This window comes from Kibdelosporangium persicum (assembly GCF_013280595.1).
In the GTDB taxonomy this organism is placed as follows: domain Bacteria; phylum Actinomycetota; class Actinomycetes; order Mycobacteriales; family Pseudonocardiaceae; genus Kibdelosporangium; species Kibdelosporangium persicum.
Genome location: NZ_JAAATY010000004.1, coordinates 163,044 through 180,609 on the forward strand (window position 1 = coordinate 163,044; position 17,566 = coordinate 180,609).

The window sequence follows — 17,566 nt, forward strand, 5'->3', positions numbered from 1 at the left end:
CTAGCCCAGCGAGGCGAAGATCCCGAACACGCCGATGAGCCACGCCCACACGAGCATCCCGAGCGTGGGCTTGCCGCCGGTGTCGTCGCGGATCACCCGAAGTGCCGTGACAGCTTTGCCGATCGTCGCCTGAGTGGCCCACTGCAGGAAGATCCGGTCGAGGATCGACATCGTGACGAACCCGGCCGCGCAGATGATCAGGAACTGGGTGGTGGTGATCCCCGGCTCGCGCGTGTCCAGCGCGTAGGCCACGGCGAACGGCACACCCACGTGCACGACAAGATCGATTACGAACGACAGCACCTGCCGCACGCCGGTCGGCGACGGGTAGCGGGGATCCGAGCGGGCGCCGTGCCTGCCGGGCGACCATGCGCCAACCGGCGTGGGTTGGCGCAGGTCACGGCGTCGCACGGAGACTACGTCGGCGGTCGAACTCATGGGGCCGATGATGCCTGAGCGGTTCGCGTCCTGTCCGCCAATCGCGGAAACGCACGCGCTTCGCCGAGCACGCGCGCGGCCCCGGATGGCAGGAAGGGCGACAGCTCGTGGGCGATCGTCCGGCATGCCCCGCCCAGCCTGGTCAACACCTCTTCCCGTTCACCACCGGACAGCTCCCACGGCCGAGTGGTCTCGATGAGACGGTTCGTCTCGTCGACGGCCGCGACGATCGCGCCGGTCGCCGCCCGGAAGTCGAAGTCACGCAGTGCCTCGTCCACTGTGGACGCAAGCTCGATGCCCGGTCCGTCCGGGATCGAGCCGCCCGCCAGGCCGCGGACGCGGTTGAACAGGTTGCCCACGCCGTTGGCCAGTTCGCTGTCCGCACGGTCGACCAGCCGCTCCTCGGTGAAGTCGGTGTCGCCCAGTTTGGCCGGTTCCCGCAACAACCACCAGCGCAGCGCGTCGACGCCGTACTTGCCGACGATGTCCAAAGGGGACACCCGGAGGCCTGAGCTCTTCGAGATCTTGGCGCCGTGCGACGTCAGGTACTCGTGCACGAAGATGGTCTTCGGCAACGGCAATCCGGCCGACAGCAGCAAAGCGGGCCAGTAGACCGCGTGGAACCGGATGATTCCCTTGCCGATCACGTGCACCTGCTCGCCGTCGCGCCACCACTGGCCGAACGAGTCCGCCAGTGTCGTGACGTAGTTGGCCAGCGCGTCCCACCACACGTAGATCACCTGAGACGGGTCGTCCGGCACCGGGATGCCCCAGCCGTTCGACCGGGCGGCGGGCCGGGACACGCTGATGTCCGACAGCCCTGACCGCACGAACGACAGCACCTCGTTGCGCCGCGCCTCCGGCTCGATCCGGATGTCGTTCTCCAGCGCGTGCAGGACCTGGTCGGCGTACTTCGACAACCGGAAGAACCAGTTCTCCTCCGTGACGACCTCGGCCTTGGTGCCGTGCTCGGGGCAGTACGGCTCGGTCACGAACGCCTCGCAGCCCGCGCAGTAATACCCGGTGTAGGACTTGCGGTAGAAGTCGCCGCGCTCGGCCGAGGCACGCCACAGCTTCTCGACGCCCGCGAGGTGCCGGGGGTCGGAGCTGGTGCTGACGAAGTCGTCGTACGACAGGTCCAGCGGCTCTCGTAAGGCCGCGAACCGTGCCGCGTTGCCCCGGACGAACTCGCTCACCTCGACACCGGCCGCCTTCGCGGCTGTGACGTTCTTGAAGGCGTTGTCGTCCGTGCCGGTCTGGAACCTGACCTGCTCGCCGCGTAGTCGGCGATGCCTCGCGAGCACATCCGCCTGGACCAACTCCAGTGCGTACCCGATGTGGGGCTCGGCGTTGACGTACGCGATGGATGTGGCTACGTAGAAGCTCACTGCTGTCCCTCCTGACGACTGGACCGGCCGCCGGCGGGGACGTGGCGCGTACCCGGTGACGACCGGGTACCTGGCGCGAATCAGTGCACGCTGACGGACCCCGGAAGGGGCCACATCATGAGCGCCACACTCTTACGCATGTCGCCATTGTACTGGTTCGCCTAGGCTAGTTCGGTGGCTATCGAATTGATGATGACCCCGCCGGAGCCGCGTCCCAGTGACGCGGCGATGCGGCGGGCGTTGCGCAGGGCGAGCGACGGCTCCACGTTGGACCTCACCGAGGCCACGGTGTTGCTGCACGCCAGGGGCGAACAGCTCGACGAGCTGATGGCCGCCGCGTCCCGGGTCCGGGACGCGCACCTGCGAGCCGAAGGTCGCGAGGGCATCGTCACCTACAGCGGCAGCGTCTTCATCCCACTGACCCGACTTTGTCGTGATCGTTGTCACTACTGCACGTTCGCGACCGTCCCGCACCGGCTCCCGGCAGCCTATCTGGAGCGTGACGAAGTTCTCGAAATCGCCCGCGCGGGAGCCGCGGCCGGCTGCAAGGAAGCCCTCTTCACGCTCGGCGACCGGCCGGAGGAGCGTTGGCCCGCGGCCAGGAAATGGCTGGAAGAGCGTGGTTTCGACTCCACTTTGGACTATGTGCGGGCCTCCGCGATCGCGGTGCTCGAGGAGACCGGTCTGCTGCCGCACCTCAACCCCGGCGTGCTGTCCTGGGAAGAGCTGTCCCGGTTGCGACCGGTCGCGGCGAGTATGGGCATGATGTTGGAAACCACGGCCCACAGGCTGTGGAGTGAACCGGGTGGCCCGCACTATGGCAGCCCGGACAAAGAGCCGGCGGTCCGGCTGCGCGTGCTCACAGACGCGGGTCGGGTCGCCGTGCCGTTCACCACCGGCATCCTGGTCGGCATCGGCGAGACGCTCACCGAGCGCGCCGAGTCGCTGCTCGCCATCCGCGGCATCGCCCGGCAGTACGGGCACATCCAGGAGATCATCGTTCAGAACTTCCGCGCCAAGCCGGACACGGCGATGCGCGGCATGCCGGACGCCGACCTGCACGAGCTGGCCGCGACCGTCGCCGTCGGCCGGTTGCTGATGCCGCCGGGCGTGAGCGTCCAAGCCCCGCCGAACCTGGTCGGCGACGAGTTCCAGCTGCTGCTGCGCGCGGGCATCGACGACTGGGGCGGCGTCTCCCCGGTCACCCCGGACCACGTGAACCCGGAGCGGCCTTGGCCCGCACTGGACTCGTTGACGGAGCAGACCTCGCAGGCCGGGTTCACCCTGCGCGAGCGTCTGCCGGTGTACCCGCGGTTCCTCAGGGGGGCGCCCGGACAGTGGACGGATATCCGGATCGCGGACCACATCGCGGCCGTGTCGACGCCGGAAGGCCTCGCGTCGAACGTGAAACCGGCGGGCCTGCCGTGGCAGGAGCCGGACGGTGGCCTGGAGACCGTGGGCCGGGCCGATCTGCACAGCACGATCGACACCACGGGCCGCACGGGCGACCGGCGCGGCGACTTCGACTCCGTCTACGGCGACTGGGAGGAGCTGCGCAAGCAGTTGCCCAAGGCGCCCGAACGGCTCGCTGCGGACGTGAAAACCGGGTTGGCGCTGGCCGAGTCCAACCCGGGCGCGCTGCTCGCCGAGGAGAACGCTGACGTCGCGTTGGCGTTGATGACGGCCGACGGTGAGGCGTTGGAGACGTTAGTGCGGCTCGCGGACGACGCACGCCGTGAAGCCGTGGGCGACGACATCACGTACGTCGTGAACCGCAACATCAACTTCTCGAACGTGTGTTACGTCGGCTGCAGGTTCTGCGCGTTCGCCCAGCGTGAGCGGGACGCGGACGCGTTCCGCCTGTCGGTCGAGGAGGCCGCGGACCGTGCCGAGGAGGCGTGGAACGACGGCGCCACCGAGGTGTGCATGCAGGGCGGCATCGACCCCAAGCTGCCCGTGACGTACTACGCGGATCTCGTGCGGGCGATCAAGGCACGGGTGCCCGGCATGCATGTGCACGCCTTCAGCCCGATGGAGATCGTCAGCGCCGCGTCCAAGGCGGGCGTGAGCGTGCGGGAGTGGCTGACGGACCTGCGTGACGCCGGTCTGGACACGATTCCCGGCACGGCCGCGGAGATCCTCGACGACGACGTGCGGTGGGTGCTCACGAAGGGCAAGCTCCCCGCGTCGACCTGGATCGAGGTCGTCACGACCGCGCACTCGCTGGGCATCCGGTCCTCGTCGACGATGATGTACGGCCACGTCGACCACCCTGGGCACTGGCTGGCACACCTGCGCACGCTCGCTCGCGTGCAGGACGAGACGGGCGGTTTCACCGAGTTCGTGGCGTTGCCGTTCGTGCACCGCAACGCGCCCATCTACCTGGCGGGCGTCGCGCGCTCCGGCCCGTCTCGCCGGGACAACCGCGCGGTGCACGCGATGGCCAGGCTCGGACTGCACGGCCGGATTCCGAACATCCAGTGTTCGTGGGTCAAGCTGGGCGAGGAAGGCACGGCGGAGATCCTTCGCGGCGGCGCCAACGACGTCGGCGGCACGCTGATGGAGGAGACCATCAGCCGGATGGCGGGTTCGGAGCACGGTTCGGCCCGGACAGTCCGGCAGCTTGAGGAATTGGCCGCTCTGGCCGGTCGTCCCGCACGTCAGCGCACGACGACGTACGGCGCGGTGCCGACAGCGGCACGTTAGCCCAGGTACCCGCCGCGCTCCCGGGCGCGGCGGGTCTTGATCGACACCCCGGGCCGGGTCCGTGCCCGAACGGGCGATAGCCTCCCAAACCGGTGAGTGCGGTCGTGCTTGACACACTCGGTAGCTTTTTCTTGGCTCGTTGGACAACCGTGTCCCTCGTCCGGGGGATTTGTGTCGCAGGAGGCGAACCAGTGCGTGACCGGGTGGCAAGGACCCGTTCCCTGGTGACTGTGTCTTTCGTGGCTCTGTTCATGGTCGCGTCCGCCGGGGCGGCATTCGCCCAGGACGGCGCCGGGGCCGGCGTCCCGTTCAACTTCGGCGGCCCGCTGGGCATCGGCGTCGCCGCGGTCGGCCTGACCGGCATGGTGCTCGGCATCTGGCGCTTCTTCCGCAAGCTGGCGAAGGACAAGGCCGCGGCGGCCGAAGCACCCACCGCCGTGCAGCCCGTCGCCATGGCCGACCCGGAGCCCGCCCCAGCCTCAGCGTCCACCCCGGCCCCCGCCCCCGCACCGGCCCCAGCGCCTCAGCCCGCGACTCCCTGACGTTTCCCCAGCGTGCGCCTCGTGAGTGTTTATCCGGGTTAGAACACCGATAACCACTCACGAGGGGGGAGCTGGGGGTGAATAGGATTTGGGTGTGTCCACCGAGCAGAACCGCCCCCGGGTGTTGTCCGGCATCCAGCCGACCGCAGATTCCTTCCACCTCGGCAACTACCTCGGTGCGATCCGCCAGTGGGTGGCCATGCAGGAGACCCACGACACGTTCTACTGCGTGGTCGACCTGCATGCGATCACGGTCGAGCACGATCCCGAGCTGCTCAGGCAGCGCACGCGGGTTTCCGCCGCGCAGTTGCTCGCGCTCGGCATCGACCCGGATCGGGCGACCCTGTTCGTGCAGAGCCAGGTTCCGGAGCATCCTCAGCTGTCCTGGGTGATGGAGTGCATGGCCGGGTTCGGTGAGGCCGGCCGGATGACGCAGTTCAAGGACAAGTCCGCGCGCCAGGCCCTCGACCGGGTCAGCGTCGGCCTGTTCACGTACCCGATCCTGCAGGCCGCCGACATCCTGCTGTACCAGGCGAACTTCGTTCCCGTCGGCGAGGACCAGCGGCAGCACCTCGAACTGACCCGCGATCTCGCGCAGCGGTTCAACTCGCGGTTCGGCACGACGTTCACGATCCCCGAGGCGTACATCGTCAAGGACACCGCGAAGATCTTCGACCTGCAGGACCCGACCGCCAAGATGAGCAAGTCGGTTCCGGCCGGTGTGGTCGAGCTGCTCGAGGACCCCAAGAAGGCCGCCAAGAAGATCCGTTCGGCCGTGACCGACACCGGCCGGGAGATCATCTACGACGCCGAGAACAAGCCCGGCGTCAGCAACCTGCTGACCATCTACTCGGCGCTCACCGGCCGGACCATCGAGGACCTGGAGAAGGCCTACGACGGCAAGGGCTACGGCGACCTGAAGAAGGACCTCGGTGAGGTCGTCGTCGAGTTCGTCACGCCGGTCCAGTCCGCTGTCCATGCGTACCTCGACGACCCGGCCGAGCTGGACAGACTGCTGGCCAAGGGCGCCGAGCGGGCCCGTGCGGTCGCGGCCCGGACGCTGGCGGAAACCTACGAAAGGGTGGGTTTTCTCGCCGGGTGACGTTTCGTCATGCGGATGCCCGCGTGCCGACCTAGCGTCGACACGTGGGCAAACTGGACGACTACCGAGCCAGGTGGCGGTGGCTCGACCACCTGGTCCGGGCGAAAGATGCCTTCTCCGAGCGCTACGGCAACCAGTTCGCCGCGGCCATCACCTACTTCAGCGTGCTGTCGCTGTTCCCGCTGCTGATGATCGCGTTCGCGGTGGCCGGGTTCATCCTCGCCGCCCAGCCGGAGCTGCTCCAGCAGCTCAAGGACGGCATCAGCAAGGCCGTCCCCGGCAACCTCGGCGGCACGATCAACGAAGTGGTCACGACCGCGCTCGCGTCCAAGGGCACGGTCGGGATCCTCGGCCTGCTGGCCGCGTTGTACTCCGGCATCGGCTGGATGACCAACCTGCGGGACGCGCTGACCGCGCAGTGGGGGCACGAACGCAGGCAGTTGCCGCTGGTGTCCACCACCCTCAAGGACTTCGTCGCCCTGCTCGGCCTCGGCCTCGCCCTGGTCGTCTCGTTCGGCCTCACCGCGGCGGGCACCGGCCTGGGCAACGTGTTGCTGCGGCTCGTCGGCCTCGAAGACGTGGGCTGGGCCCGTTTCCTGCTGTTCCTGGCCGCTCTGGTGCTGTCGGTGGTCGCGAACTGGCTGGTGTTCATCTGGGTGCTCACCCGGCTGCCGCGCGAGAAGGTCGACGTCCGCAGCGCGGTCAAGGGCGCGCTGGCCGCCGCGATCGGCTTCGAGATCCTCAAGCAGCTCGGCGCGATCTACCTGACCGCGGTCACCAGCTCACCGACCGGCGCGCTGTTCGGGCCGGTGATCGGTCTGCTCGTGTTCGCCAACCTGGTGGCGCGCTTCCTGCTGTTCATCACCGCGTGGACGGCGACGGCTAGTCCTCCCGGAACAACGGGTCGATCCGGTCAAGCTGAACCGTCTGCTCAGGATCTGTCTCCCGTCGAGGCCCGGCGGGTAGAGCCGGACGGGCGTAGCGCCGCCGAATCCGCCAGACCAGGAAACCGAGGATCGTGACACCGGAGATCGACATCGCGGCCGTGGGCAGCACCCCTGACGTGTTGTCGATCGGACCGGCGCTGGTGCCCGTGCCCGACACTCCGCCGTTCGCCAGTGCACCTTCCGACTCGGCCGGGCTCGGCGTCCGCTGAGGCGGCGTGTTCAGCGTGCCGACGGGCTCGGCATTCCTGCCCACCGCGGCAAAGCCCCACGTCAGCAGTTTTGATGCCTGGTCGGTGATGCGGACCGGCTGCTGCTCGCCGCGCAGCAGCACGACCACGAGCCTGCGGCCCTTCTGCTCGGCGCCGCCGAGGTACGTGTGGCGTGCGTCGTCGGTGAAACCCGTTTTGCCGCCGAGGAATCCCTGGTACCTGCCGAGCAGGCGGTTGTCGTTGTTGACTTTGAAGCCCGCCTTGGTGCCGTAGCCCGGCCAGTCGATCTGCTTGGTGGCGACCGCCTTGCCGAACTCCGGGTTCTTCATCGCCTCGCGGTAGAACAGCGCCATGTCGTAGGCCGACGTCATCATCCCCGGCCCGTCCAGGCCGGACGGCGTGGCGACCTGGGTGTCCTGGGCACCCAGTTTCCTGGCGATGGCGTTCATCTTCCGCACCGTCTGCTCGACACCGCCGAGCTGCACGGCCAACGCGTGCGCGGCGTCGTTGGCGGAATGCATCAGCAGCGCCAGGAACAGCTGGTTGACGGTGTACTGCCCGCCCGGGCCCATGCCGACCTTGGTGCCCTGCTGGTTGGCGTCCTGCTGGGTGCCGGTGACGACCTTCGACATGTCCAACTCGTCCAGCACCGCCATGGCGAGCAGCACCTTGACCAGCGAGGCCGGCCGCTGCCGCCCGTGCGGGTCCTTCGCTCCGACCACGTCACCGGTCGTCAGGTCGGCCACGATCCACGACGCGGTGGTCACGTCCGCGGGCGGTGCGGCGGCCCCGGACGGCACCACGACGCCGCATTCGCCCATCCGCGGCCCGCCGGACGGCTTCTCCGGCACCGGAACCGGGCTCGGCGAAGGCTGGCCCGGCGGCGGGTTCTCCGAGGTGTCCACCGGAGGCGGCGGAGCAGTCTTGTTCGGGCACGAGTCGTTCGGCTGCGCCGCCGCCGTCAGGCTCGCGGACGCGAACAGGCACAGCGCGGCGAGCAGAACGGCGACCAGTCGCCGGGACGTCAGGACCACAGCCTCAGGTTAGGGCGTGACACCGACGTCAAGTCACCGGCCCTGTGCCCGTAACCGCTTGGCACGAGCCATCTTGCGCTTGGCGGTCATCAGCAGGGCGATCAGCACGACCACACCGGCGAGGATGGTGATCGGCAGGCCGAACGTGCCGAACGCGGAGCGGTGCACCGAGTTGGAGCCGGCCAGGCTGGTCGTTTCCTTCTCGTCGCTGGTCGGGGTGCCCGCGTCGCGGTTGGGTCGCGTCGGCTGGTCGGTCGCGCCCGCGAGTTTCCCGATCGGCTGGACACGGGCCCCGGCGAGCTTGAAACCGTAGTCCAGCAACGATTCCGCCTGCTCGAACGGCTGCCGGTCGGAGCGCATGACCGTGACGATCAGGTGCCTGCCGTCCCGTTCGGCGCTGCCGACGAAGACGTTCTTGGCCGCGTTGGTGGTGCCTGCCTTGCCACCCGTCGTGCCCTTGTACGTGTTCAGCAGCGCGTTGTCGTTGTTCCGGGTGATCGTGGTGTTCCGGTTGCCCTGCGGCTTGATCTGCACCCGCTTCGACCCGGTCGCCTCGGCGAACTCGGGCAGCCGCATCGCCTCGCGGTAGATCAGCGCGGTGTCGAACGCCGAGGTGCTCTGCCCGGGCACGTCGTTTCCGTTCGGGTTGACCACCCGGGTGTCGAGCGCCTTGAGCTCACGGGCCAGCGCGTTCATCTTCTGGGCCGCTTCGTCGGTGCCGCCGAGTTCACGGGCCAGCGCGTTGGCCGCGTCGGCCGCGGGCATCACGATCAGCGCGCGGATCAGGTCGCCGGCCAGGTACTTGCCGTCGGCGATGATGCCGACCTTGGTGCCCAGCTGCCGGGTGTCCTCCCGGGTGCCGACGATGACCTTGTCCAGCGGGATTTCCTTGAGCGCGACCATGGCCAGCAGGATCTTGACCGTGCCGGCCGGGCGCTGCCGGGCATGCGGTGCATAACTGGCGAGCACGTCACCGCTCGCCTGGTCGGCGATCAGCCACGAATCGGCCGTCAGCCCGTCCGGCGGCAGGGTGGCGTTCGGCGGCAGGACGACACCGCAGTCGCCCATCCGCGGGCCGCCGACCGGCTCCTCCGGCAGGTCCAGCGGCGGCAGCTGGTCGCCGTTGCCCTCGTTGGCGGGCGGCGGCACGGCCTTCGCCGTGCAGCCCGCGGCCGCGGCGCCGTCGGACGGCCTGCTCGAGGTCGTGCTGGACCCCGGCGTCTTGGCGGACGTCGAGTTCTTGGGGGAGGTGGCCGTCGAACCTCGCGACGGGCTGCTCGGCGAGGTCGGTTGGGCGTTCGCCACCGGCAGGGCGGCGAACGTGACGGCAGCGGCGATGCTGAGACTCAGGTTCAGTACGCGGGCCAGTTGCCGAGCTCGTTCAGGCACACCTGCAGGCTAGTCACTCGATCGTGATGTCGGTTGACGGGGCCGTGGTTCCGGTCCGGTTCCAGGCCCCGCGCTGTCGCGTTCGGCGATGGGCGAATAATGCCGTTCCGGCTGTTTCGCACCGCTTTCCACCGCGAGGGAGAAGTCCGTGGAGTTCGTCAGGCACCTGCTCGTGTTCCTGCACCTGCTCGGTATGGCGATGTTGGTCGGCACGCTGATGCTGCAGCTCAAGGCCGGCAAGGAGGCGCCGGTGAACAAGGGCTGGCTGCACGGTGCCGGCGTGCAGCTCGTCACCGGTCTGGCGTTGATGCTGCTCGCGCCGCTGACCAACCAGGACTACAACCACATGAAGCTGGGCATCAAGCTGCTCGTGCTCGTGGTGATCGGCGTGCTGGCGGTGCTCTACGTGACCAAGGACAAGGCGCCGAAGTGGTTCAGCCCGACGCTCGGTGGCCTGGTCGTGTTGAACGTGGGACTGGCGGTGTTCTGGGCCTGATCGGGTGGGACCAGGCCATATGAACTCATAGCGTTAACCCTACGTATGGCGTATTTCACTCAAATGAGTTAGTTCGTACTGTCGGCCCGGTCATCTGTGGCCGGAGAGCGTGCACTCTCCGGCGTTCAGTGCACGGGAGGGCAAGTGCATCGAAGAACTTCCACCGGCCTGGCGCTGCTGGCGCTGGCCGGCCTGGGCGTCAGCTCCTTATCCGCGCCGGCGGTCGCCGCGCCCATCGCGGCGGCGCCTGGCGTCGAGTACAGGTCAGGCGACGGCCACGACCTACCGAACAAGTACGAGGAGAAGCGCCGCGCGCTGCGCCAGGAGGCACTCGCCGAAGTGCTGTCCGGCGAGGCCACGGTGGAGAAGCGGGGCGCGAGCACGGTCGCCAAGGTCGGCGACAAGCCCGCCGACGCCAGCCGTGGCGGCGGCCGGGACCAGCGCGTCGACCAGTACGTCGAGCTCGGCAGGGAGAAGACCGACAAGATCTTCGTGGTCCTCGCCGAGTTCGGCAACCAGCGCGACCCGCGCTACCCCGACGTCGACACCGCGCCGGCGATCCCCGGCCCGACCAAGTTCGACGGCCCGCTGCACAACGAGATCCCGGCGCCCAACCGCGCCGTCGACAACAGCACGATCTGGCAGCCGGACTACTCCCGTGAGCACTTCCAGCAGCTGTACTTCGGCGAGGGGCCCGGCGTCGAGTCGCTGAAGACCTTCTACGAGAAGCAGTCCTCCGGCCGGTACTCGGTCGACGGCATGGTGACCGACTGGGTCAAGGTCGACCACAACGAGGCCAGGTACGGCCGGTCCAACGGCTTCCCCTGCGCGGGCAACGTCTGCAACAACACCTGGGACCTGATCCGTGACTCGGTGAACCGGTGGGTCGAGAACCGGGTCGCGGCCGGGGCGACGGTCGAGCAGATCCGTGAGGAGCTCAAGCCGTACGACACGTGGGACCGCTACGACCACGACAGCGACGGCGACTTCAACGAGCCGGACGGCTACCTCGACCACTTCCAGATCGTGCACTCGGGCGGCGACCAGGCCGACGGTGACCCGATCCAGGGTGAGGACGCGATCTGGAGCCACCGCTGGTACGCGTACGACAACTCGCCGGAAGGCCCCGCGGGCAACAAGCGCGGCGGTACCCAGATCGGCTCGACCGGCCTGTGGGTCGGCGACTACACGATCCAGCCGGAGAACGGCGGCCTCGGCGTGTTCGCGCACGAGTACGGCCATGACCTCGGCCTGCCCGACCACTACGACACCGAGGGGCCCGGTGGCGCGCAGGAGAACGGCGTCAACTGGTGGTCGCTGATGGGTCAGAGCCGCGTGTCGGCGCCGGGTGAGGCGATCGGTACACGTGCGGCCGACCTGTCCGCGTGGGACAAGTTGCAGCTGGGCTGGCTGGACTACGAAGTCGTTGTGGCGGGCCAGGACCGGCGGCTTGAACTCGGTCCGCACGAGTACAACACGGACAAGGCGCAAGGCGTTGTCGTCGTGTTGCCGGACAAGCAGAAGACGTTCGAGTACGGCAAGCCCTTCGCCGGTACGAAGATGTACTGGAGCGGCAAGGGCGACGACCTCGACCACTCCCTCGTCCGGGATGTCGACCTGACGGGCAAGACGTCGGCTTCGCTGAACCTCAAGGCGCGCTACGCCATCGAGGCGGACTTCGACTACCTGTACGTGCAGGCGTCGACCGACGGCGGCACGACGTGGACCTCGTTGGACGGCACCGTCAACGGCGCCGCGTTCCCGAAGGACGGCGCCAACGCCCCGGCGCTGACCGGCACGCAGGCCGACTGGGCCGACGTGGCCGTGCCGCTGAACTCGTTGGCAGGCAAGCAGGCCAAGCTCCGGTTCCGCTACGTGACTGACGGTGGCGTGGCACCGAACGGCTTCTTCGCCGACGACATCCGGATCACCGCGGACGGCGCGGTCGTGGCTGAGGACGGCGCCGAAGGCACGCCCGCGGGCTGGACTCCCAACGGGTTCAAGACCACCACCGGCACGGAAACGGCGGCGTACGACCACTTCTACATCGCCACCAACCGCACGTACGCGTCCTTTGACCAGTACATGCGGACCGGGCCGTACAACTTCGGCTTCCCGGACCGGCCGGACTACGTGGAGCACTTCCCGTACCAGGACGGCCTGTTGGTGTCCTATTGGGACACTTCGCAGCCGGACAACAACACCAGCGTCCACCCGGGCGAGGGCCTGATCCTGCCGGTCGACGCGAACCCCGAGCCGATCTACAACCTGCAGGGCCAGCCGTGGCGGCCGCGCATCGCCGGCTACGACGCGCCGTTCTCGCTGCAGAAGTCGGACTCGTTCACGCTGCACGCGGCGGGCAGGCCGAGCTACGTCCGTGGCAAGGCCGCACAACCGCTGTTCGACGACACCAAGCCGTACTGGTCGGCAGACCAGCCGACCGCGGGCGTGAAGCTGCCCGCGGCCGGGGTGAAGATCCGCGTGCTGAAGCAGGAGGGCACGGCGATGACGGTGCACGTCTCCAAGTAAGCCCACGTGCGGTGAACGGGGTGGCCGGGTTTCCGGCCACCCCGTTCGTATGTCTACGAATCCTGGTCGGCGAGCGCGGGGAGCAGGTGCGCCGGGCCGGCCGGCTTCGGAGTGACTTTCCGCAGCTGCGCGGCCGGGCCAACTGGAAGGACCCGCGCACGGCTCTCCGGGGCGCGGATTTCCGTACGATGGTATTGGCGCCTGAAGGGGGAAAGATCATGCTCCGACGACGAACCATCCTCGTGGGGACGGCAGCCGGGCTCGCGGTGACTGCCACACCCGCCTTCGCCTCCAGCGACCTCAAGTCCCTTGTAGACAGTAAGGTCGCCGCGCTCGCCGAGTACGACACGGTCGCGGTCGGTGCGTTCCGCGGCCGTGAGCAGTACTCGGTGCGCGGCGACCGGATCTTCCAGATCGGCTCGATCACGAAGACCTTCACCGCGGTGGCCCTGGCCCTGACCGACCACGTCGACGACCCGCTCGCCCGCCACCTCCCGCGCAGGTTCCCTGCCCCAGAGGGCGTGACGATGGGGCAGTTGTCCGCGCACACCTCGGGCCTGCCGCGGCTCCCACCCGGCCTGATCGAGCATCCCGACTTCGACCTGCGTGACCCGTACGCCCATATCACCGAGGAATTCCTGATCACGGCGCTGAAACAGACCACGCTGCTCACCCCACCGGGAACGGCGTACCTGTACTCCAACTACGGCGCCGGACTACTGGGCCTCGCGCTGAGCCGCAACTACGAGGCCCTGATCCGTCATCGGATCAGCATTCCCTTGCGGCTCAAGGACACCACGCTGACGCTGACCGGCGAACAGCGTCGCCGAAAGGTCCAGGGCTACGACTCGAACGGCGCGGCGACACCGGACTGGCGACTGCCGCTGATCGCCGGAGCGGGCGGGCTGTACGGCACGGTTGACGACCTGCTGAGGTACATGCGCGCACATCTGGGCGACGCGCCGGGTTTCCTGAAGCCGGCGCTGAACCTGGTGCAGCAGCCGAGATTCGAGATCAGCGCGGGCTACGAGGTCGGTCTGGCGTGGCACATGTACACCTTGCCCAGTGGCCGGACGGTGACGTTCCACGACGGCGGCACGGGCGGCTTCACCAGCATCGCCATGTTCTCGCCGAAGGACAACACAGGCGTCGCGATCATCGTGAACAAGTTCAACTCGGAGATGTTCAGCCACGGGACGGAACTGCTCGAAGCCCTCTGAGAAGCAACCCTGAGGGCAAGCACAACGAAGGCGGGGTGCGGGTCTGACACCCGCACCCCGCCTTCGTGCACGGTCAGCGGCGGAAGAGCAGCGCTCGCTTCACTTCCTGGATCGCCTTTGTCACCTGGATGCCGCGAGGACACGCGTCGGTGCAGTTGAACGTCGTCCGGCAACGCCAGACGCCCTCGGTGTCGTTGAGGATGTCCAGGCGGTCGCCTGCCCCTTCATCCCGGCTGTCGAAGATGAAGCGGTGGGCGTTGACGATCGCGGCAGGCCCGAAGTAGGACCCGTCGCTCCAGTACACCGGGCATGAGGTCGTGCAGCAGGCGCACAGGATGCACTTCGTCGTGTCGTCGAAGCGCTCGCGGTCGGCCTGGGACTGGATCCGCTCACGGGTCGGCTCGTTCCCGTAGGTGATCAGGTACGGCTTCACCGCACGGAATGCCTCGAAGAACGGTTCCATGTCGACGAGGAGGTCCTTGCGGGCCTCCAGGCCCTTGATCGGGGCGACCGTGATGGTCGTCGTCTTTCCCTTGCGCGCCAGCAGGTCCTTCACCAGGACCTTGCAGGCCAGCCGGTTCATGCCGTTGATCTGCATCGCGTCGGAGCCGCAGATGCCGTGCGCGCAGGAGCGGCGGAACGTCAGCGTGCCGTCGAGGTACCACTTCACGTAGTGCAGCAGGTTCAGCACACGGTCGGTCGGCAGCGCCGGGACGTCGTAGGTCTCCCAGTGCGGCTCGTCGTCGATTTCCGGGTTGTAGCGCAGGATCTTCAGTGCGACCGTCACCGCGCCGTCCGGCACCGGCGGAGCCTCACCGCGAATACCCGATTCCACTGTGGCAGTCATCAGTACTTGCGCTCCATCGGCTTGTACCGGGTAAAGGTGACGGGCTTGTAGTCCAGGCGGATGTCCGCCGTCAGCGACTCGCCCTGCTTGTACGCCATGGTGTGGCGCATGTAGTTCGTGTCGTCCCGGTTCGGGTAGTCCTCGCGGGCGTGACCGCCGCGGGATTCCTTGCGGTTCAGGGCACCCACGACCAGGACCTCGGCCAACTCCAGGAGGAAGCCGAGCTCGATCGCCTCCAGCAGGTCGGTGTTGTAGCGCTTGCCCTTGTCCTGCACGGTGATGTGCGCGTACCGGGCCTTGAGCGCCTGCACGTCGTGCAGCGCCTGCTTCAGCGTGTCCTCGGTGCGGTACACCGACGCGTTGGCATCCATTGTGGCCTGAAGCTCGGTACGGATGTCCGCGACGCGCTCCCGGCCGTGCTCCGACAGGATCAACGCCAGCTGGTCCTCGACGAACTGGGCCGGGTTCTCCGGCAGGTCGACGTGTTCGCGGCCGACCGCGTACTCGGCGGCGGCGATCCCGGCACGGCGGCCGAAGACGTTGATGTCCAGCAACGAGTTCGTGCCCAGGCGGTTGGCGCCGTGCACCGAGACGCACGCGCATTCGCCCGCCGCGTACAGGCCGGGGATCACGTGGTCGTTGTCCCGCAGCACTTCCGCGTGGATGTTGGTCGGGATGCCGCCCATCGCGTAGTGCGCGGTCGGGTACACCGGCACCGGTTCCTTCACCGGGTCGACCGCCAGGTAGGTCCGGGCGAACTCGGTGATGTCCGGCAGCTTGGTCTCCAGGACCTCCGCGCCCAGGTGCGTGCAGTCCAGCAGCACGTAGTCCTTGTTCGGCCCGGCGCCACGGCCCTCCAGCACCTCCAGGGCCATCGACCGGGCCACGATGTCACGTGGCGCCAGGTCCTTGATGGTCGGGGCGTAGCGCTCCATGAACCGCTCACCCGAGGCGTTGCGCAGGATCGCGCCCTCACCACGGGCGCCCTCGGTGAGCAGGATCCCCAGTCCGGCCAGGCCCGTCGGGTGGAACTGGTAGAACTCCATGTCCTCCAGCGGCAGGCCCTTGCGGAAGACGATGCCCATGCCGTCCCCGGTCAGGGTGTGCGCGTTCGACGTGGTCTTGAAGACCTTGCCGAAACCGCCGGTCGCGAACACCACGGACTTGGCCTGGAACACGTGGATCTCGCCGGTCGCCAGCTCGTAGGCGATCGCGCCGGTGCACACCGGGTCGCCGTTCGCGTCCGGCGTCAGGCAGATGTCCAGCACGTAGAACTCGTTGAAGAACTCGATGCCGTGCTTGACGCAGTTCTGGTACAGCGTCTGGAGGATCATGTGGCCGGTGCGGTCCGCGGCGTAGCAGGCCCGGCGCACGGCGGCCTCACCGTGGTTGCGGGTGTGCCCGCCGAAGCGCCGCTGGTCGATCTTGCCTTCCGGCGTGCGGTTGAACGGCAGGCCCATCTTCTCCAGGTCCAGCACCGCGTCGATGGCCTCCTTGGCCATGATCTCCGCGGCGTCCTGGTCCACCAGGTAGTCGCCACCCTTGATGGTGTCGAAGGTGTGCCACTCCCAGTTGTCCTCCTCGACGTTGGCCAGCGCGGCGCACATGCCGCCCTGGGCCGCGCCGGTGTGCGAACGCGTGGGGTAGAGCTTGGTGAGCACCGCGGTGCGTGCCCGCTGGCCCGCCTCGATCGCGGCGCGCATGCCGGCGCCGCCCGCGCCGACGATCACCACGTCGTACTTGTGGAACTGCATTGGTTCATCCGGCCTTCGTGGTGGGGTGGATCAGGCGTCCATGTTCGGGTCGAAGGTGAAGATCACGAACGTGCCGAGCGCGAGGATCAGCACCATCGAGACGTACAGCAGGACCTTCAGCCAGAACCGGGTGGCGTCCTTGCGGGCGTAGTCGTTGATGATCGTGCGCAGCCCGTTGCCGCCGTGGATCTCCGCCAGCCACAGCATCGCCAGGTCCCAGAACTGCCAGAACGGCGAGGACCAGCGGCCGGCCACGAACCCCCAGTTGATCCGGTGCACGCCGCCGTCGAGGATGTTCATGATCAGCAGGTGGCCGAGCACGAGCACCAGCAGCGCGACACCGGACACCCGCATGAAGACCCAGCTGGCCAGCTCCCAGTTGCTGCGCCGGACGGACGGGCGGAGTGGGGCGCGGGGGCTGTCGAGTCCGAGCGTCATGACGCCCCTCCGAACATCTCGGTGACCGTGCGGACCAGCATGAAGTACGCGCCGGGGATCATCACCAGCAGCCAGACCACGAGGATGCCCCAGAGCATCTGCTTCTGGTAGCGCGGGCCCTTCTCCCAGAAGTCCACCAGCATCACACGGACGCCGTTGAGCGCGTGGTACAGCACCGCGCCGACCAGGCCGACCTCAAGCAGGTTGACGAGCGGGGTCTTGTACGTCTCGATGATCTCGTTGTACGCCTGCGGCGACACCCGCACCAAAGCGGTGTCCAGCACGTGCGCGAACAGGAAGAAGAACGTGAGCACACCCGTGATCCGGTGCGCCACCCATGACCACATACCCGGGTCACCGCGGTACAGCGTCCCGCGTCGGCTGGGCCGCGACGCCTCAGCGGCTTCGGCGGACATCGGTTTTCAGGCCTCCAACATCGCTGATCACTCGGCTAGATGGGACTGGGAGTCCAACCGGGACGAATACCCACCGGGCCTTGACCTCAGGGATGCTAGTCCGGTCGCCTG

The 17,566-nt window shown here is 68.1% G+C and carries 14 protein-coding genes and 1 pseudogene; 7 read left to right on the forward strand and 8 right to left on the reverse strand.

The features are described 5' to 3' along the window. Together GC106_RS09725 and GC106_RS09730 are read right to left on the reverse strand one after the other, a co-directional pair. Nucleotides 1-438 carry an RDD family protein gene (locus GC106_RS09725; protein ID WP_173127145.1) on the reverse strand — a complete coding sequence of 146 codons (438 nt, stop codon included), beginning with the start codon at nt 436-438 and terminating at the stop codon, nt 1-3. Then, entirely contained in the window at nt 435-1,826 is a 1,392-nt protein-coding gene (locus tag GC106_RS09730; RefSeq protein ID WP_173127148.1) for a methionine--tRNA ligase, read from the reverse strand. The genes GC106_RS09725 and GC106_RS09730 overlap by 4 nt, the downstream gene beginning before the upstream one ends. Nucleotides 1,827-2,015: 189 nt before the next feature. Here GC106_RS09730 and GC106_RS09735 point away from each other — a divergent pair, with 189 nt between their 5' ends. The 4 genes from GC106_RS09735 to yhjD all read left to right on the forward strand — a co-directional run bounded on the left by GC106_RS09735 (nt 2,016) and on the right by yhjD (nt 7,198). Beyond that, on the forward strand, nt 2,016-4,532 hold the full coding sequence (locus GC106_RS09735; protein ID WP_173127815.1) for a bifunctional FO biosynthesis protein CofGH: 2,517 nt from the start codon (nt 2,016-2,018) through the stop codon (nt 4,530-4,532). 230 nt (nt 4,533-4,762) lie between these two features. Beyond that, nucleotides 4,763-5,074, forward strand: coding sequence for a hypothetical protein (locus GC106_RS09740; RefSeq protein WP_173127150.1), 312 nt, complete (start codon nt 4,763-4,765; stop codon nt 5,072-5,074). A gap of 94 nt (nt 5,075-5,168) precedes the next feature. Then, nucleotides 5,169-6,176, forward strand: coding sequence for a tryptophan--tRNA ligase (trpS, locus tag GC106_RS09745; RefSeq protein ID WP_312872569.1), 1,008 nt, complete (start codon nt 5,169-5,171; stop codon nt 6,174-6,176). A gap of 44 nt (nt 6,177-6,220) precedes the next feature. Continuing rightward, on the forward strand, nt 6,221-7,198 hold the full coding sequence (yhjD, locus tag GC106_RS47625; protein ID WP_312872570.1) for an inner membrane protein YhjD: 978 nt from the start codon (nt 6,221-6,223) through the stop codon (nt 7,196-7,198). 256 nt (nt 7,199-7,454) lie between these two features. On the opposite strand, the pseudogene GC106_RS47630 reads toward yhjD, so the two are convergent. Next, nucleotides 7,455-8,153: pseudogene (locus tag GC106_RS47630) on the reverse strand (D-alanyl-D-alanine carboxypeptidase family protein); the annotation flags it as partial. Between the two features lie 246 nt (nt 8,154-8,399). Beyond that, the gene (locus tag GC106_RS09755) at nt 8,400-9,755 is read right to left on the reverse strand and encodes a D-alanyl-D-alanine carboxypeptidase family protein (RefSeq protein ID WP_173127156.1); all 1,356 of its coding nucleotides are present in this window, start codon (nt 9,753-9,755) and stop codon (nt 8,400-8,402) included. A 148-nt stretch (nt 9,756-9,903) separates the two neighbouring features. Here GC106_RS09755 and GC106_RS09760 point away from each other — a divergent pair, with 148 nt between their 5' ends. From GC106_RS09760 to GC106_RS09770, 3 genes are all read left to right on the forward strand, one after another. After that, on the forward strand, nt 9,904-10,251 hold the full coding sequence (locus tag GC106_RS09760) for a hypothetical protein (RefSeq protein ID WP_173127159.1): 348 nt from the start codon (nt 9,904-9,906) through the stop codon (nt 10,249-10,251). Between the two features lie 144 nt (nt 10,252-10,395). Further along, nucleotides 10,396-12,780, forward strand: a complete 2,385-nt coding sequence (locus tag GC106_RS09765) for an immune inhibitor A domain-containing protein (RefSeq protein WP_173127162.1) — start codon at nt 10,396-10,398, stop codon at nt 12,778-12,780. Nucleotides 12,781-12,998: 218 nt separating this feature from the next. Continuing rightward, nucleotides 12,999-14,000, forward strand: coding sequence for a serine hydrolase domain-containing protein (locus GC106_RS09770; RefSeq protein WP_173127164.1), 1,002 nt, complete (start codon nt 12,999-13,001; stop codon nt 13,998-14,000). Nucleotides 14,001-14,073: 73 nt separating this feature from the next. On the opposite strand, the gene GC106_RS09775 is transcribed toward GC106_RS09770, so the two are convergent. Genes GC106_RS09775 through sdhC form a run of 4 tightly spaced genes read right to left on the reverse strand, consistent with a single transcriptional unit; the run spans nt 14,074 to nt 17,455 of the window. Next, nucleotides 14,074-14,847 carry a succinate dehydrogenase iron-sulfur subunit gene (locus GC106_RS09775; RefSeq protein ID WP_173127167.1) on the reverse strand — a complete coding sequence of 258 codons (774 nt, stop codon included), beginning with the start codon at nt 14,845-14,847 and terminating at the stop codon, nt 14,074-14,076. Further along, nucleotides 14,847-16,601 carry a succinate dehydrogenase flavoprotein subunit gene (sdhA, locus tag GC106_RS09780; protein WP_173127170.1) on the reverse strand — a complete coding sequence of 585 codons (1,755 nt, stop codon included), beginning with the start codon at nt 16,599-16,601 and terminating at the stop codon, nt 14,847-14,849. The genes GC106_RS09775 and sdhA overlap by 1 nt, the downstream gene beginning before the upstream one ends. A gap of 30 nt (nt 16,602-16,631) precedes the next feature. Next, on the reverse strand, nt 16,632-17,039 hold the full coding sequence (locus tag GC106_RS09785; RefSeq protein WP_173127173.1) for a succinate dehydrogenase hydrophobic membrane anchor subunit: 408 nt from the start codon (nt 17,037-17,039) through the stop codon (nt 16,632-16,634). Continuing rightward, the gene (sdhC, locus tag GC106_RS09790; protein ID WP_173127176.1) at nt 17,036-17,455 is read right to left on the reverse strand and encodes a succinate dehydrogenase, cytochrome b556 subunit; all 420 of its coding nucleotides are present in this window, start codon (nt 17,453-17,455) and stop codon (nt 17,036-17,038) included. Before sdhC ends, GC106_RS09785 begins: the two co-directional genes overlap by 4 nt. Nucleotides 17,456-17,566 lie beyond the last annotated feature (111 nt).

Excerpts from the sequence above, each read along its gene's own strand:
- GC106_RS09775 (WP_173127167.1), bottom strand. The coding sequence starts at position 14,847 with ATGACTGCCACAGTGGAATCGGGTATTCGCGGTGAGGCTCCGCCGGTG.
- GC106_RS09785 (WP_173127173.1), bottom strand. The coding sequence starts at position 17,039 with ATGACGCTCGGACTCGACAGCCCCCGCGCCCCACTCCGCCCGTCCGTC.
- sdhA (WP_173127170.1), bottom strand. The coding sequence starts at position 16,601 with ATGCAGTTCCACAAGTACGACGTGGTGATCGTCGGCGCGGGCGGCGCC.
- GC106_RS09770 (WP_173127164.1), top strand. The coding sequence starts at position 12,999 with ATGCTCCGACGACGAACCATCCTCGTGGGGACGGCAGCCGGGCTCGCG.
- GC106_RS09725 (WP_173127145.1), bottom strand. The coding sequence starts at position 438 with ATGAGTTCGACCGCCGACGTAGTCTCCGTGCGACGCCGTGACCTGCGC.
- sdhC (WP_173127176.1), bottom strand. The coding sequence starts at position 17,455 with ATGTCCGCCGAAGCCGCTGAGGCGTCGCGGCCCAGCCGACGCGGGACG.
- GC106_RS09735 (WP_173127815.1), top strand. The coding sequence starts at position 2,016 with ATGATGACCCCGCCGGAGCCGCGTCCCAGTGACGCGGCGATGCGGCGG.